The 16941-nt window shown below is 64.4% G+C and carries 12 protein-coding genes, 1 tRNA gene and 2 pseudogenes; all 15 read right to left on the reverse strand.

The window, feature by feature from the left end:
- Positions 1 to 167: 167 nt before the first annotated feature.
- The 15 genes and pseudogenes from pnp to LG367_RS07905 all read right to left on the reverse strand — a co-directional run bounded on the left by pnp (position 168) and on the right by LG367_RS07905 (position 16934).
- A complete protein-coding gene (pnp, locus tag LG367_RS07840) occupies positions 168 to 2276 on the reverse strand; it encodes a polyribonucleotide nucleotidyltransferase (RefSeq protein WP_226468691.1) in 2109 nt (702 codons plus the stop codon).
- Between the two features lie 133 nt (positions 2277 to 2409).
- Complete coding sequence (rpsO, locus tag LG367_RS07845) at positions 2410 to 2670, reverse strand: 30S ribosomal protein S15 (protein WP_264179832.1); 261 nt, start codon at positions 2668 to 2670, stop codon at positions 2410 to 2412.
- A 450-nt stretch (positions 2671 to 3120) separates the two neighbouring features.
- Complete coding sequence (locus tag LG367_RS07850; protein WP_226468692.1) at positions 3121 to 3762, reverse strand: hypothetical protein; 642 nt, start codon at positions 3760 to 3762, stop codon at positions 3121 to 3123.
- 137 nt (positions 3763 to 3899) lie between these two features.
- The gene (truB, locus tag LG367_RS07855; protein WP_226468693.1) at positions 3900 to 4883 is read right to left on the reverse strand and encodes a tRNA pseudouridine(55) synthase TruB; all 984 of its coding nucleotides are present in this window, start codon (positions 4881 to 4883) and stop codon (positions 3900 to 3902) included.
- A gap of 174 nt (positions 4884 to 5057) precedes the next feature.
- Entirely contained in the window at positions 5058 to 5423 is a 366-nt protein-coding gene (gene rbfA / locus LG367_RS07860; RefSeq protein WP_226468694.1) for a 30S ribosome-binding factor RbfA, read from the reverse strand.
- A gap of 6 nt (positions 5424 to 5429) precedes the next feature.
- Positions 5430 to 7433: pseudogene (gene infB / locus LG367_RS07865) on the reverse strand (translation initiation factor IF-2); the annotation flags it as partial.
- Between the two features lie 65 nt (positions 7434 to 7498).
- A pseudogene (locus tag LG367_RS18750) lies at positions 7499 to 8042 on the reverse strand (translation initiation factor IF-2 associated domain-containing protein); the annotation flags it as partial.
- A gap of 109 nt (positions 8043 to 8151) precedes the next feature.
- Positions 8152 to 9663: a transcription termination factor NusA gene (gene nusA, locus LG367_RS07870; RefSeq protein ID WP_226468696.1), complete on the reverse strand. Its 1512-nt coding sequence runs from the start codon at positions 9661 to 9663 to the stop codon at positions 8152 to 8154.
- 118 nt (positions 9664 to 9781) lie between these two features.
- The gene (gene rimP, locus LG367_RS07875) at positions 9782 to 10384 is read right to left on the reverse strand and encodes a ribosome maturation factor RimP (RefSeq protein ID WP_226468697.1); all 603 of its coding nucleotides are present in this window, start codon (positions 10382 to 10384) and stop codon (positions 9782 to 9784) included.
- Positions 10385 to 10566: 182 nt separating this feature from the next.
- Positions 10567 to 10643: transfer RNA gene (locus LG367_RS07880), tRNA-Met, on the reverse strand.
- Positions 10644 to 10791: 148 nt separating this feature from the next.
- A complete protein-coding gene (gene nuoN, locus LG367_RS07885) occupies positions 10792 to 12273 on the reverse strand; it encodes an NADH-quinone oxidoreductase subunit NuoN (protein ID WP_425490936.1) in 1482 nt (493 codons plus the stop codon).
- Positions 12274 to 12286: 13 nt separating this feature from the next.
- On the reverse strand, positions 12287 to 13798 hold the full coding sequence (locus tag LG367_RS07890; protein WP_226468698.1) for an NADH-quinone oxidoreductase subunit M: 1512 nt from the start codon (positions 13796 to 13798) through the stop codon (positions 12287 to 12289).
- A gap of 25 nt (positions 13799 to 13823) precedes the next feature.
- Complete coding sequence (nuoL, locus tag LG367_RS07895; protein ID WP_226468699.1) at positions 13824 to 15947, reverse strand: NADH-quinone oxidoreductase subunit L; 2124 nt, start codon at positions 15945 to 15947, stop codon at positions 13824 to 13826.
- Positions 15948 to 15960: 13 nt separating this feature from the next.
- A complete protein-coding gene (gene nuoK / locus LG367_RS07900) occupies positions 15961 to 16284 on the reverse strand; it encodes an NADH-quinone oxidoreductase subunit NuoK (protein ID WP_226468700.1) in 324 nt (107 codons plus the stop codon).
- On the reverse strand, positions 16284 to 16934 hold the full coding sequence (locus LG367_RS07905; RefSeq protein WP_226468701.1) for an NADH-quinone oxidoreductase subunit J: 651 nt from the start codon (positions 16932 to 16934) through the stop codon (positions 16284 to 16286). Before LG367_RS07905 ends, nuoK begins: the two co-directional genes overlap by 1 nt.
- Positions 16935 to 16941: the final 7 nt, after the last annotated feature.

Raw genomic sequence — 16941 nt, forward strand, 5'->3', positions numbered from 1 at the left:
GGACGGGGCGAATCTAGCAGTTCCGTGAAGATTTGCGAGGACGGCAAGCGAAGTGTCGTTGAACGATACCGGCGGAAGCGGAAGCCGCTACCACGGAACCTCCGAGGCACGCGCAAAAGAAAAGCGGGCCGAAGCCCGCTTTCCCGAATCGCTGCGACAGTGCCCGCTTATTCGGCGGCCACGCTCTCGCCTTCCTCGACGGCCTTCATCGACAGGCGGATACGGCCCTGCTTGTCGACTTCCAGCACCTTGACCTTGACCACGTCGCCTTCCTTGAGCTTGTCGGAGACCTTCTCGACACGCTCGTTGGAAATCTGCGAGACGTGCACCAGACCGTCCTTGCCTGGCAGGATGGTGACGAACGCACCGAAGTCCATCAGCTTGACGACCTTGCCCTCGTAGATGCGGCCCGGCTCGACGTCGCTGGTGATCTGCTCGATGCGCGCCTTGGCGGCCTGCGCGGCGGCGGCATTCACCGAGGCGATGACGATCGTACCGTCGTCCTGGATGTCGATCTGCGTGCCGGTTTCCTTGGTGATCGCCTGGATGGTGGAACCGCCCTTGCCGATCACTTCGCGGATCTTGTCGGGGTGGATCTTCATCGTCAGCAGACGCGGCGCGTATTCGCTCAGTTCACCGCGCGGCGCGGTGAGCGCGCTGCTCATCTCGCCGAGGATGTGCAGGCGGCCCTGCTTGGCCTGCGCCAGCGCCACCTTCATGATTTCTTCGGTGATGCCCTGGATCTTGATATCCATCTGCAGCGCGGACACGCCGTTGGCGGTACCGGCCACCTTGAAGTCCATGTCGCCGAGGTGGTCCTCGTCACCGAGGATGTCGGACAGCACGACGAAGGCGTCGCCTTCCTTCACCAGACCCATTGCGATGCCGGCCACCGGTGCCTTGATCGGCACGCCGGCATCCATCAGCGCCAGCGAGCTGCCGCAAACGGAGGCCATCGACGAGGAACCGTTCGACTCGGTGATTTCCGAGACCACGCGGATCGTGTACGGGAACTCTTCCATCGTCGGCATCACCGCGAGCACGCCGCGCTTGGCGAGGCGGCCATGACCGATTTCGCGACGCTTGGGCGCGCCGAAGCGGCCGGTCTCGCCCACCGAGAACGGAGGGAAGTTGTAATGGAACAGGAAGTGTTCCTTGTACTCGCCGGCGATGGCGTCGATGATCTGGCCGTCACGCGCGGTGCCGAGCGTGGCGATCACCAGGGCCTGCGTCTCGCCGCGGGTGAACAGCGCCGAGCCGTGGGTACGCGGCAGCACGCTGACCTTCGAGGCGATCGGGCGCACGGTGTCGAGCGCGCGGCCGTCGATGCGGATCTTGGTGTCGAGCACCGAATCACGCATGGTGCGGTATTCCAGTTCGCCGAATTCCTTGCCGAGATCGGCGGAATTCCAGCCTTCGGATTCGGCACGTGGCGCCAGTGCGCCCAGCACGTCCTTCTTGATCGCGGCGATGGCGTCGCGGCGCTGCAGCTTGTCGCGCACCTGGAAAGCGTCGGCCAGCTGATTGCCGATGGCTTCCTTCAGCGCGGAGATCAGGGCGTCGTTCTTGGCGGGCGCCTGCCAGTCCCAGGACTTGGTGCCGGCTTCCACGGCCAGTTCGTTGATGGCGTTGATCACCACCTGCTGCGCCTTGTGGCCGAACATCACCGCACCCAGCATCACGTCCTCGGACAGTTCCTTCGCTTCCGACTCCACCATCAGCACAGCCTGCGAGGTGCCGGCGACGACCAGTTCCAGATCGCTGTCGAGCAGTTCGGTGGCGGTAGGGTTGAGCAGGTACTGGCCGTTCTTGTAGCCGACCTTGGCGGCACCGATCGGGCCCTGGAACGGTGCGCCGGTCAGCGCCAGCGCGGCGGAGGCGCCGATCATGGCGGGGATGTCGCCGTCCACTTCGGGATTGAGCGAGATCACCTGGGCGATGATCTGCACTTCGTTCCGGAATTCTTCCGGGAACAGCGGGCGGATCGGACGATCGATCAGGCGCGAGATCAGCGTCTCTTTCTCGGTCGGGCGGCCTTCGCGCTTGAAGAAGCCGCCGGGAATGCGGCCACCTGCGTAGAACTTCTCCACGTAATCGACGGTGAGCGGGAAGAAGTCCTGCCCTTCGCGCTGCGTCTTTGCCGCCACCGCGGTGACCAACACCACGGTGCCGTCGATCGAGACCATGACCGCACCGCCGGCCTGGCGGGCGATTTCACCGGTCTCGAGCGTGACCGTCTGATTGCCGTACTGGAAGCTCTTGGTAACTTTTGCCACGTTGGGAATTCCTAAAAGGGGCTAGCGATGAACCGCGCGGGACCCTTGCCCCTGGCGGGCGGATCGCGCGACGGTCCGCGCGATCCATAAAAGAACCGCGGCGCATTGCTGCGCCGCGATCGGGATATTTCGATTATCGACGCAGACCGAGCTTCTCGATCAGGGCCTTGTACCGCGTCGCGTCTTTGCGATGCAGGTAGTCGAGCAGGCTGCGACGGCGGTTGACCATCTTCAGCAGGCCGCGACGGCTGTGGTGATCGTGCTTGTGCGTCTTGAAGTGTTCGGTGAGGTGGCTGATGCGCGCGGTGAGCAGGGCGACCTGCACTTCCGGCGAGCCGGTATCGTTGTCACCGCGCTTGTTGTCGGCGATGACTTGACTGGTATCGATAGACATCTGAATTGCCTCTGGTAGACGCGAGACCGACAGGAACGTCCCGGGATGTACCGGAAACGCACCGTAGGGTTCGCCGTGAACGGGGGTGGATTTGGCCGGAAAATCGGCGCCGAAATTGTAACGGTGGAGGCCTTGTGAAACAAGGCGTTAAACAGCGCGGCGGTCTCTGACGGGCATGTGCCCGGACCAGCCACGATCAGGCCGCGGCCCGGCCTTCGGGCCTGGTGGAGGCTCTCGGAACCGGCAGCGGCCTGCCGTCGGGCTTCTTTTCACCCGGCTTCGGCCGCTTTAAGGTCGCTCCCGGGCTCGAAACATCCCGCCCCCCCTCAGCAGCGTCATGACTGGCATGGCCTTGGACTTGATCGTACCCGCCCCCGTTCAGCTCCAGCGCCTGCCTGGGCCATCCTCTCGGGGGGGCCGCCGGTGATCGCGGAGGGCGATCACTGGCGATCAGGCGCCACAGGCAACAAAGTATGGCTTGCCTGCCGACGCATCGATCTCGATGACCTGGACCACGGGATCGGCCTTCGGCGCCTTCTTCGACAGGGCAATCCGCGGGATATCCCTTTCATGCTCATCGCGCACCTCGACATGAGGCGTCCCGATCATTTGCGGACAGTTGCCCTGTCCCGCCTGATGGAAGACGAAGCTTCCCAGGTAAACGTGCTTCCCGGCCTCCACGACAAATGGAACGTGGACGAGCTGCTTGCTGACCATGTCCCCGAACTTCAGACCGACCAGCTCGTAGCGCCCGGGCTTCAGGCACATGGTGAAAATGCTGCTTTTCACCGCGCCATCGGTGTACACCACATTCTTCTCGAAGATGTCGCTGCTACTGCTATAGCCGAAATACGCGTGCTTGCGGTAGCTGTCCGAATTCTTTTCCGAAGCAAAGACGACGTAGAAGCTGAAGTTGCGGATGTCGTAGCTGGTCCCGACGCTTCCGGAAACGCACCCGCCGCCGTTTTCCAGCTTCTGCTTGTAAGGCGCCCAAACGGTGCCGTAGAAAACCACGTCGTCCGCCATCGCCGGACCGGCAAGAAAACAAGCGCCGACTGCAAACAACAGTAGCCATGCGATCGCGTCGCGCATGCGCGAAACCGGCCTTGCTCCCTGATGCATCCGTCCCCCTGCAGTTGTAATAACCTTAGTCCGGCCAATCCGGAGCATCGCGATACGTCGGCGAATTGCAGCATGGCGGCCGAATCAGCTTCTCGCGGCACCGATTTTCAAGCTTCGGCGCGCGTGCCGCCAGCCACTGCCCAACCGAACATGCGCTGCGGGCGCAAATGTCCCGCATCATCGACCTCTCCCAAGCCGAGCGCGCGACCGCGCAGATCGAAAATGGCCACGGCCCCCGCGGGACGGAATCCACCCTCCACTCCCTGCCCATACGCCAGCCGCGCCGCTTGCGCCGGATTCACGTCGACTGTCGGCCACGAGGCCATGCCGGTCTCGATCGGCAGCAGGCAGGCATCGAGCCCCTGCTCGCTGCGCCTGGCCAGCGCCTCCAGGGCTTCGAACGTCCATAGCCGCGGATCGCGGAACGGATCCACCCACAGCCGTCGCAGTTCCGCGACGTGTGCGCCGCAGCCGAGTGCCTCGCCGAGATCGCGCACCAGGCTGCGCACGTAGGTGCCGGAACCGCATTCGACGTGCAGCCGCAACTGCGGCGCGTCCGGATGATGCAGGTTGTCGAGCAGATCAGCGGCCGACTGCAGTTCGAAGGCATGCACGTCGACTTCGCGCTCTTCCACCTCGACGATCTCGCCGCGTCGCGCCTTGGCGTAGAGCGGCTCGCCACCGCGCTTGAGCGCCGAATAGATCGGCGGCCGCTGGCGGATCCTGCCGATGAAGGCACTCAACGCGTGATCGATGACATCGATCGTCAGCTCGGGAACCGGACGCTCGCGCAACGGTTGGCCGTCGGCGTCGTCGCTGTCGGTGACGATGCCCAGGCGCGCCACCACGTCGTAGGCCTTGCGCGCGCCGAGCAGGCCGCCGGCGATCTTGGTGGCCTCGCCGAAACACACCGGCAGCAGGCCGGTGGCGAGCGGGTCCAGGCTGCCGGTATGCCCGCCCTTCTCCGCGCGGAACAAATGACGCACGCGCTGCAGCGCCTGGTTCGAGCTGATGCCTTGCGGTTTGTCGAGCAGCAGGATGCCGTCCAGCTTACGGAACGTGCCCTTGCGCGTGCGCGGCTTCTGGCTCATCGGGCTTGAGGATGCTGCTTCGACGGACGCCGATCAAGACCTCGGCACGACGTTCGTGCGCTCGTCCGCAAGCAGGCCGTCCACAAGCGGGCCGTCCACAAGCAAGAAGCCAGCCGGTCCGTCGGCCCATCGGATTTCGTCATGCGGGACGGGAGGAAATCGGCGCCGCGGCCGTCAGGTCGTCGTGCCGGAACCGTCCGGCAGATCGCGCAGCAGGTTGTCGATGCGCTCGCCGCGGTCGACCGAATCGTCGTAGTGGAAATGCAGCTCCGGCACGTGGCGCAGCTTCACAGCGCGCGCCAGCCGATAACGGATCTCCGGCGCGATCGCCTTGAGGCCCTTCACGGCTTCGGCAGAGCGCTCTTCCTGCAACGCAGTCACGAAGACCTTGGCATGCGCCATGTCGCGCGTGACCTCCACGTCCGACACGCTCACCGAAGGCAGGCCGTGCTCCTGCACGGCCTCGCGCACCAGCGTGCCCAGCTCGCGGCGGAGCTGGGCGGAAACGCGGTCGGTGCGATGGAACGACTTCTGTGCCATGGAGGATTACAGCGTGCGCTGCACTTCGATACGCTCGAAGCACTCGATGTGGTCGCCAGGCTGCACGTCGTTGTACGCCTTCACGCCGATACCGCATTCGGTATTGACGCGGACTTCGTCGACGTTTTCCTTGAAGCGACGCAGCGATTCCAGCTCGCCCTCGAAGATGACGGTGTTGTCGCGCAGCACGCGGATCGGCTTGTTGCGCTTGACCACGCCCTCCACCACCATGCAGCCCGCCACGGCGCCGAACTTGGAGCTGCGGAACACGTCGCGCACCTCGGCGGTACCGATGATCTCCTCGCGGATTTCGACACCGAGAATGCCGGAAGCCACCTGCTTCACCTGGTCGATCACGTCGTAAATGATCGAGAAGTAACGCAGGTCCACGCCGTTGGATTCGATCACGCGGCGTGCCGACGCATCGGCGCGAACGTTGAAGCCGATGATCGTGGCCTTGGAGGTCGCCGCCGAATGGGCATCCGACTCGGTGATGCCGCCCACGCCGGAGCTGATCACGTTGATCCGGATCGCATCGGTGGACAGCGCCGTCAGTGCTTCGCGCAAAGCCTGCACCGAACCCTGCACGTCGGCCTTGATGATCAGCGGCAGGCTGAGCTGGCCTTCGGCCTGACCCATCTGCGCCATGATGTCTTCCATGCGGTTGCCCGGCACGGCGACCAGACGCGATTCGCGGCGCTTGGCGTCGCGCTGCTGCGCCACGTCCTTGGCCAGGCGCTCATCGGCCACGACCACGAAATCGTCGCCGGCATCCGGCACGCCCGAGAGACCCAGCACCTGCACCGGGATCGACGGACCGGCGCTTTGCACCTGCTGGCCATTTTCGTCGAACAGCGCGCGCACGCGGCCGTACTGCACGCCGCAGACCAGATAATCGGCCTTCTGCAGCAAGCCTTGCTGCACCAGCACGGTGGCGACCGGACCACGGCCCTTGTCGAGCGAGGACTCGATCACCACGCCCGTGGCACGGCCCGTCGGCGTGGCCTTCAGCTCCAGCACTTCGGCCTGCAACGAAATCGCGTCGAGCAGGTTGTCCACACCCTGCCCCGTCTTGGCCGAGAGCTCGACCATCTGCGTCTCGCCACCGAATTCCTCGGCGACGATTTCCTGGCCCAGCAGTTCGTTCTTGATACGGCTGGGATCGGCGTCGGACTTATCGATCTTGTTGATCGCCACGATCAGCGGCACACCGGCCGCCTTGGCATGCCGGATCGCCTCGATCGTCTGCGGCATCACGCCATCGTCGGCCGCGACCACCAGCACGACGACGTCGGTAAGCTTGGCGCCGCGCGCGCGCATCGAACTGAACGCGGCGTGGCCCGGCGTGTCGAGGAAGCTGATCACGCCCTTGTCGGTTTCTACGTGATACGCGCCGATGTGCTGAGTGATGCCGCCAGCCTCGCCGGATGCGACCTTGGTGCGACGGATGTAGTCGAGCAGCGAGGTCTTGCCATGGTCGACGTGGCCCATGATCGTGACCACGGGCGGACGCGGCACCTTGTCACCCTGCACCTCTTCGGTGTGGGCGATCAGTTCGCTTTCGACATCCCCTTCGTCGGCACGCATGGCCTTGTGGCCGAGTTCTTCGGTCACCAGTACCGCGGTGTCGTGATCGATGCTTTGGGTGATGGTGGCCATCACACCCATCTTGAACAGCGCCTTGACCACGTCGCCACCCTTGAGCGCGAGCTTCTGCGCCAGATCGGCCACGGTGATCGCGTCACCGATGGCGACCTCGCGCACGATCGGTGCGGTCGGACGCGAGAAGCCGTGTTCGCCGCCGCCGCTGCGCGATTGCTCCATGTTGCGGCGCGATGACTTCGGCTTGCCGCGCGCGGTGGTGCGGCGCGCACGCTCTGAAGCGGTGAGATGGAGCTGTCCCGCGAAACGCGCGGCGCTGTCGTCGTCCTCGACGCCCGACACCATCACGTGCGATCCGCGGGTCTTGTGCTTGTGCGCGGCGCCGCGATCATCATTGTTGCGCGGCGCGGGCGCCGGCTTCGGATGACCATGTCCGCTGGGCTTGCGCACGACGGTTTCGTCATCGCGCTGTTCGGCCGCGGCTGCCGCTGCGAGCTCGGCCTCGGCACGCAGTCGCGCGGCTTCCTCTTCTTCCTTGCGCTTGCGCTCGGCGGCCTCTTCGGCGCGGCGCTTGTCTTCCTCGGCCAGGCGCTGCTGCTCGGACAGGTTGCGCTGCCTGGATTCCTCCAGCTTGCGCAGGATCTCGGCCTGTTCGTCGTTCTGCGGCGCGCGCTGCTGCCCGGCGGCGCCAGTGGCCTCGCTCGGCTTGACCAGCGTGACCTTCTTGCGCACGACCACATCGACCGTGGTCTTGTTCTTGCCACCGCCGACGGTGAGTTCCTGCTTTCGGCTGCGGTTGAGCGTGATCTTCTTCGGCGCGACCGCTTCCTCGGCCGGCTTTTCGGCCTTGCCATGGGTGCGGCGGAGGAAGCCGAGCAGCTTGACCTTCTCGGTACTGGTCACGACCTGATCGGGATCGTTGAAGGGCATGCCCGCTTCGGACAATTGCTCCAGCAACTTCTCGACCGGCGTGTTCACCAGTGCGGCCAGCTTGCGGATGGTGGTTTGCTGCGACATTCGGTTTCCGTGTTCTGATGCGCGGGCCGTGGCCTGCGCGTGATATGGCGATTTTAATTCATGGCCGGGGACCGTAGATCATGCGAATGGCTTCGGTTCCGGGCATTGCTCAGCCTTCCCGCTCCAACCGTGCGATCTCCTCGGCGCGCGCGGCCAGGATCAACGCGGCGGCGCGTGCCTCGTCGAGGCCTTCGATGCCGAATTCAACGACTTCGTCGGCGCCGAGATCCGACAGCTCCTCACTGGTGCGCACACCGTGCGCGGCCAATGCGTAGGCGGTCTCGTCATCCATGCCCGACAGCTGCAGCAGGTCCTCGGCCGGCGCGTTCTCGTCGAGCTCCTCCTCGACCGCCAGCGCGTCGTTGAGCAGCGCGTCGCGGGCACGGGCGCGGAGTTCCTCGACGATGTCCTCGTCGAAGCCTTCCACCGCCAGCAGCTCGCCGACCGGCACGTAGGCGATTTCCTCGACCGTGGTGAAGCCTTCCGAGACCAGGATGCCGGCGATTTCCTCGTCGACCTCGAGCTTCTCCTGGAACAGCTGGCGCGCGGCGGCCTGCTCGGCTTCCGACTTCTCGGTCACCTGATCCTGCGTCATCACGTTGAGCTGCCAGCCCGACAGACGGCTGGCGAGGCGCACGTTCTGGCCGCCCTTGCCGATCGCCTGCGCCAAGCGCTCCTCGGCGACGGCCAGATCCATCGAATGCTTTTCCTCGTCCACGATGATCGACTGCACTTCCGCCGGCGCCATCGCGTTGATGACGAACTGGGCCGGATTGTCCGACCACAGCACGATGTCGACGCGCTCGCCGTTGAGTTCGTTCGACACCGCCTGCACGCGCGAACCGCGCATGCCGATGCAGGCGCCGATCGGATCGGTGCGGTTGTCGTAGGCCACCACGGCGATCTTGGCGCGGTCGCCCGGATCGCGTGCGCAAGCCTTGATCTCGACGAGACCCTGGCCGACTTCCGGCACTTCCAGCTTGAACAGCTCCATCATGAACTCAGGCGCGGCGCGGCTGATGAACAGCTGCGGGCCACGCGGCTCGCTGCGCACGTCGTACAGGTAGCCGCGGATGCGGTCACCGGCGCGCACGACGTCGCGCGGGATCGCCTTGTCCTTCGGAATGAAGGCTTCGGCATTGCCGCCGAGATCGACGTAGACGTTGCCGCGCTCCACGCGCTTGACCACGCCCGTCACCAGCTCGCCGACGCGATGCTTCCATCCGTCGACCACCTGCGCCCGCTCGGCCTCGCGCACACGCTGCACGATCACCTGCTTGGCGGCCTGCGCGGCGATGCGGCCGAATTCGGCGTTCTCGATCTGCTCTTCGATGTAGTCACCGACTTCGGCGCCTTCGCTCTCGTCGACCGCGTCCATCAGGCGAATCTGACGGTCCGGCGATTCCATCACCACATCGTCGGCCACGACTTCCCAGCGGCGGAAGGTCTGGTAGCTGCCGTCCTTCGGATCGATCTGCACGCGCGTCAGCACGTCCTGGTCGTGGTAGCGCTTCTTCGCCGCGGTGGCGAGCGCCGCTTCGATCGCTTCCAGGATGACGGCCTCCGGCACGCCCTTTTCGTTGGCGACCGCGTCGACGACCAGCAACAGTTCCTTGCTCATTCTTTAAGACCTCTGAAACTTTCTGTGCCTGTACTTCGGTGACGAGGGTGAATGCCTCCACAACCCCGCCATTCGCAGCTTCGCTGCCAATGGCCGCCCCCTTAACTTAAGGGGGCTGTTACTTCGGCTGGGATTTCTGTTCGTTCACCGGTTTATTGGTTTGCTTGTTCGCGGGGTGTTTCTTTGCTTGCTTGCCGGGGCGCGCGTCGCGTCCCGACTTGTCTTTCGCTGGGGCGTAGCCGAGTGCCACCCAATCGGGCACCAGCTTCGCCTTGTCGATATTGTCGAAGACGACCGCGACCGGTGCGCCGTCGACCTCGAACGTGATGGTGTTGCCTTCGACGCTCGCGATGACGCCCTGCAATTTGCGGCGGCCATCCTGCGGCAGCTTCAAGCCGACCTTGGCTTGCTCGCCCAGGAAGCGCGCGAACTGCTCCGGCGTGAACAGCGGACGATCGACGCCCGGCGAGGAGACTTCCAGCGTGTAATGCCCGCTGATCGGATCCTCGACGTCGAGCTGGGCCGAGACCTCGCGGCTGACCGCTTCGCAATCCTCGATGCCGACCACGCGACCTTCCTCGGCATCCGCGGGCACGTCGATGTACAGACGCAGCACCGCGCTGCCCGGCGCCGGCAGATACTCGGCGCCCAACAGTTCGAGACCCAACGATTGCACCGTCGGCGTCAGCAAAGTCGAGATTTGGGTTGCTTTGTCCGTCATCTCTTACCGTGGAAAATCTGCACTCGGGCTGCGTAACGCCCGAAAACAACAAGGGGCCCTTCGGGCCCCTTGTCCGATACCACTGGATTTCGGCGCCGAAGCATGAAGCCTGCTTCGGCAAAGCCCGACTTTTCACTATCAAAAAAGCCTCTTGCAGAGGCTTTTCGTCGACCGCGAAAAGCTGGTAGCGGGGGTAGGATTTGAACCTACGACCTTCGGGTTATGAGCCCGACGAGCTGCCAGACTGCTCCACCCCGCAGCAGAAGCGGAATTATGGTGACTGGGGCCAATGATTGCAAGCCCATGTCTGAATCGCGGCCAGTGCGTGTGGGCGTGCGCGTCGATCGCCGCGGGTGTATCCGAGCAGGCGTTCCGACTGAACGATCCCGCAAACCGCCGCCCTTTCGTCAGGCGGCGAACGCCTTCTGGCACCAATCCATGACCGGGTTCCAGGCCAGTCCCAGCACCAGCAGCGCCAGCGCGTTGACGGCGAACATCGCGCGCAGCGGCCGGTTCGAACGCACCTGCAGCGGCTCGCCGGCCGGCTCGTCGAAATACATGACCTTGATCACGCGCAGGTAGTAGTACGCGCCGATCACCGCGAACACGATCGCGACGATGGCCAGCCAGAGCAGATCGCCCTGCAACGCCGCGCGCAGCACCGCCAGCTTGGCCCAGAAACCGAGGAACGGCGGCACGCCGGCCAGCGAGGCCATGATGCACAGCACCAGCCCCGCCATCCACGGGTTGCGCGCGTTCAAGCCCTTGAAATCGTCGATGCGATCGGCTTCGAAACCGCGACGCGACAGCAGCACGATGGCACCGAATCCAGCCGCCGACATGATCGCGTAGCTGATCGCATAGAACATCGCCGACGCGTAGCCCTGCGCGGTGCCGCTGGCAAGGCCGAGGAACAGGAAGCCGACGTGCGACACCGTCGAGTACGCCAGCATGCGCTTCAGATTGGTCTGCGCGATCGCCAGCAGGTTGCCGATGCCCAGCGACAGCGCCGCGAGACCGGCCAGCAGCAGATGCCATTGCTCGCCCAGCGGGCCGATGCCCGATTCCAGCAGACGATAGGTCATGCCGAACGCCGCCAGCTTGGGCGCGGAACCGATGAACAGCGTGATCGGCGTCGGGGCGCCGTGATAGGTATCCGGCAGCCACATGTGGAATGGCGCGGCGCCGAACTTGAACGCGATGCCGACGACCAGGAACACGGTGCCCGTGAGCAGCAGCAGGCGATCCGCGCCTTCAACGGTACCGGCGGCCACGTTGATGCCGCCCAGATCGAGCGTGTGGCTCGCGCCATACACCAGCGACATGCCGTAGAGCAGCATGCCCGAGGCCAATGCGCCGAGCACGAAGTACTTCATCGCCGCTTCCGACGACAGCGGGCTGTCGCGGTCGATCGCGACCAGCGCGTACGAACTCAGCGCCAGCAATTCGAGGCCGAGGTAGACCGTGGTGAGGTTGCCGGCCGAGACCAGCAGCATCATGCCGGAGGCGGCGAACAAGGTGAGGATCGGCACCTCGCCCTTGTACAACCCGCGCTCGCGCAGGAAGGTCCAGCCGTAGCCGAGCGACAGTGCGCTGGTCAGCAGGATGACGATCTTGAGCACGTCGGCCGCGGTGTCGCGGACGAACATGCCGTCCATCACACTGATTGAAGCCGCCGTGCCCTGCCCGCCCGTGCCGGTGACGATCAACGCCGCGGCGGCCAGCAGCACACCGATGGCGAGGGTCTGGGTGATGATGCGGCGGCGCTCGTCCAGGAACAGATCGAGCATCAGCAGCGCGAACGCGCCGAGGATCACTATCAATTCGGGCGCCAGCGGCGCCACGTCGGCGAGGGTACGGACTTGCGGGGTCATGGCTTCCACGGTCATCGCGACGCGTCCTTCAAAGCTTGCTTGCGGCGAGCTGGCTCGCCAGTTGCGCGATGGCCGGCTCCATCAGATCGGTCAGCGGCTTCGGCCAGACGCCGATCAGCAGCACGCCGGCCGCGAACACACCGAGCACCAGCGACTCGCGCCAGTTGATGTCCTGCAGTTCGGCCACGTGCGCGTTGCCGACCTCGCCGAACATCACACGCTTGACCAGCCACAGCGTGTAGGCCGCGCCGATGATCAGGGTGAAGGCAGCCGCGAAGGCGATCAGCGGACTGTGCTGGAAGCTGGCCAGGATCACCATGAACTCGCCGACGAAACCCGACGTACCCGGCAGACCCGAGTTCGCCATCGCGAACAGCACCATGAAGAAGGCGAACCACGGCATCACATTGGCCACGCCGCCGTAGTCCTTGATCATGCGCGTGTGCATGCGGTCGTAGAGCACGCCGACGCAGGAGAACATCGCGCCGGAGATGAAGCCGTGCGAGACCATCTGCACCATCGCGCCCTGCAGGCCCAGTCGCGCTGCATCGGTATTGCCCCCATCCCGCACCAGCGCGAAGGCGATGAAGGTACCGAGCGTGACGAAGCCCATGTGCGAGACCGACGAATAGGCGATTAGCTTCTTCATGTCGTCCTGCACCAGCGCCACCAGACCAACGTAGATCACCGCGATCAGGCTGAGCGCAATCACCAGCCAGGCCCATTCGTGGCCGGCATCCGGCAGGATCGGCAGGCTGAAGCGCAGGAAGCCGTATCCGCCGATCTTCAGCATGATCGCGGCCAGGATCACCGAACCGCCGGTCGGCGCCTCCACGTGCGCATCCGGCAACCAGGTGTGCACCGGGAACATCGGCACCTTGACCGCGAAGGCGACCAGGAAGGCGAAGAACAACCACATCTGTTCGGTGGCCGTCAGCGGCAGCTGGTACAGGTCCGGCAGCTGCCAGCTGCCGCCCTTCAAATACAGGTAGATCAACCCGACGAGCATGAACACCGACCCGAGGAAGGTGTACAGGAAGAACTTCACCGACGCATATACGCGGCGCGGTCCACCCCAGACGCCGATGATGATGAACATCGGGATCAGCATGCCTTCGAAGAAGACATAGAACAGCATCGCGTCGACGGCCGAGAACACGCCGATCATCAGGCCTTCGAGGAACAGGAACGCGGCGTAGTACTGGCTGACGCGCTTCTCCACCGAGGCCCAGGCACCGATCAGCACCAGCACCGTGGTCAGCGTGGTCAGCACGATCAGCGCCACCGAGATGCCATCGGCACCGAGGTGATACTGGATGTCGTAGGACGGAATCCACTCGCGGCGTTCGAGGAACTGCAGGCCCGCGTTCGCGTAATCGAATCCGGTGAAGAGCGGAATGCTCAACACGAACACGACCAGGGCGATGAGCAGCGACAACCAGCGGGCGGCACCCGGACGCGCGTTTCCGAGCGCGAGCACAAGCGCGCCGCCGATGATCGGCAGCCAGATCAGGAGACTGAGAAGAGGCCAGCTCTGCATAGGGTCGTGTTCTTATCCGTTCTGATCAGCGCCAATACCGGATGAGCACGGCCAACAGCACGATCAGGCCGAGAATCATCGCGAACGCATAGTGGTAGAGGTATCCGGACTGGATGCGGCGCAGCACTCCGGCGAAAAGGTCTGTGACGCGCGCGCTGCCGTTGACGAAGGCACCGTCGATCACCTTCTCGTCGCCCTTGCGCGACAGCTTGCCGAGCAGGACGCCGCCGCCGGCGAAGCCCTTGATCCACAAGTCGTCCATGCCGTACTTGTTGTTGAGGATGCGGATCGGCAGCGCTAGGACTTTCGCGACCTTGGCGGGCAGGTCCGGCTTGATCAAGTACATCAACGTGGCCAGCGCGAAGCCAGCGAGCACCAGCCAGAACGCCGGCGCCGTGAAGCCGTGCAGCGCGAACGCGACCGGCCCGTGGAATTCCTCGGCCAGCTTGCCCATCACGTCATGACCTGCCAGCACGTCGATCGCGCCGGAGAAGAACGACATCGGCAGCTTTTCGTGCCCCATCACATCCGTGCCGAACAGCATCGGGCCGACGGTAAAGAAGCCGACCAGCACCGACGGGATCGCCAGCAGGATCAACGGCAACGTCACCACCCACGGCGACTCATGCGGCTCGACCGGGCCGTGATGACCGTGGTCGTCGTGCGCGTGCTCTTCGTGGACGTGCTCTTCGTGGGCATGCTCTTCGTGCGCATGATCGTCGTGACCGTGCCCATGATCATCGTGGGCATGACGGAAGCGCTCTTCGCCGAAGTACGTCAGATACAGCAGGCGGAAGCTGTAGAACGAGGTCACGAAGGCACCGAGCAGCACCGCCCAATACCCGTAGGTCGCGATCCAGCTGTGCGCCTCGTGCGCGTGCTCGGCCGCGGCCTCGATGATCGTGTCCTTGGAGTAGAACCCGCTGAAGAACGGCGTGCCGATCAGCGCCAGCGTACCGATCACGCTGGTCCAGAAGGTGATCGGCATGTACTTGCGCAGGCCGCCCATCTTGCGCATGTCCTGCTCGTGGTGCATGCCAATGATCACGCTGCCGGCCGCCAGGAACAGCAGCGCCTTGAAGAAGGCGTGCGTCATCAGGTGATAGACCGCGGCCGAATAGGCCGACACGCCCAACGCCACCGTCATGTAACCCAGCTGCGACAGCGTGGAGTACGCCACCACGCGCTTGATGTCGTTCTGCACCATGCCGATCAGGCCGGTGAAGAAGGCCGTGGTCGCGCCGATGAAGAGGATGAAGTTCAGCGCCGTCTCCGACAGCTCGAACAGCGGCGACATGCGCGCCACCATGAAGATGCCGGCGGTCACCATCGTCGCGGCGTGGATCAGCGCCGAGATCGGGGTCGGGCCTTCCATCGAATCCGGCAGCCAGACGTGCAGCGGCACCTGCGCCGACTTGCCCATCGCGCCGATGAACAGGCAGATGCAGATCACCGTCGCGATCGACCAGGAATGGCCGGCAAGGATCTCCACCGTCTGCCCGCCCCCGATCTTGTCGGCGGCGTTGGCGAACACGGTGGCGTAGTCGAGCGTGCCGAACCAGGTCAGCACAGCGGCGATGCCGAGTAGGAAGCCGAAGTCGCCGACACGGTTGACCAGGAAGGCCTTCAGGTTGGCGAAGATCGCCGTCGGCCGCTTGAACCAGAAACCGATCAGCAGGTACGAGACCAGACCCACCGCTTCCCAACCGAAGAACAGTTGCAGGAAGTTGTTGGACATCACCAGCATCAGCATCGAGAACGTGAACAGGCTGATGTAGCTGAAGAAGCGCTGGTAGCCGTCGTCGTCGGCCATGTAGCCGATGGTGTAGATATGCACCAGCAGCGACACGAAGGTCACCACCACCATCATCATGGCGGTGAGCTTGTCGATCATGAAACCGATGTGCGCCTCGAAACCGCCGACCTGGAAGAAGGTGTAGACATTCTCGTTGAACGGCGCGGCACCCTGCCCGGCCAGCTGCCACAGCACGTAGATAGACAGTGCGCAGCTGATCGCCACGCCGAGGATCGTGACGCTGTGCGCGCCGACCCGCCCGACCTGCTTGCGGAACAGGCCGGCGACGATGGCACCGATCAACGGCGCCAGCACGATGGCCAGCAGCACGGACTTGGAGATGGCGTGTTCCATACCCGGCATCGCGTCAGCCCTTCAAAGTATCGATTTCGGCGACGTTGATCGTGCGCCGGTTGCGGAACAGCGTGACCAGGATCGCGAGACCGATCGCGGCCTCGGCCGCAGCCACGGTGAGAATGAAGAACACGAAGATCTGCCCGGCGGCGTCGCCGAACTCGCGCGAGAACGCGACGAAGTTGATGTTGACGGCGAGCAGCATCAGCTCGATCGACATCAGCAGGATGATCACGTTCTTTCGATTGAGAAAGATGCCGGCGACGCTGATGCAGAACAGCACGGCGCCGAGCGCGAGGTAGTGGCCGAGGGCGAGGCCCTGTCCGAAGACTTCCATCACTTCACCTCCGCCTTCGTTTCGGCTTCCGCCGCGGGTGCCTCGTCGACCACGGCCTTCTCCGAGATCATCTGCACCATGCGGAAACGGTCTGACGCCTTCACTCGCGCCTGTTCGCTCGGGTTCTGGTGCTTGGTGTTCTCACGCTTGCGCAAAGTCAGCGTCACCGCCGCAATCACGGCCACGGTCAGGATCAGCGCGGCGACCTCGAACGGCAGCAGGAATTCGGTGAACAGACGGCGCGCCAGCCAGGTGGAATTGGCGATGCCCGCCTCCGCCGCCGGATCGGCGCCGAACGGCGTCGTGCGCGACTTGATGCCGATCAGGGTGAGCATCTCGACCAGCATCACCACCGCGACCAGCAACCCGACCGGCAGATAGCGCACGTAGCCTTCGCGCAGCGGCGCCACGTCGATGTCGAGCATCATCACTACGAACAGGAACAGCACCATCACCGCGCCGACGTACACCAGGATCAGCGCGATGCCGAGGAACTCGGCGCCGGCCAGCAGCCAGGTACAGGCGACCGTGAAGAAGGTCAGCACCAGGAACAACGCGGCGTGCACCGGGTTCCTGACGCTGATCACCGCGACACCGGCAATCACGGTGACGGCGGCGAAGACGAGGAAAGCCAGCAACGAATAATCCATGCAGTCC

This window comes from Luteimonas panaciterrae (assembly GCF_020511115.1).
In the GTDB taxonomy this organism is placed as follows: domain Bacteria; phylum Pseudomonadota; class Gammaproteobacteria; order Xanthomonadales; family Xanthomonadaceae; genus Luteimonas; species Luteimonas panaciterrae.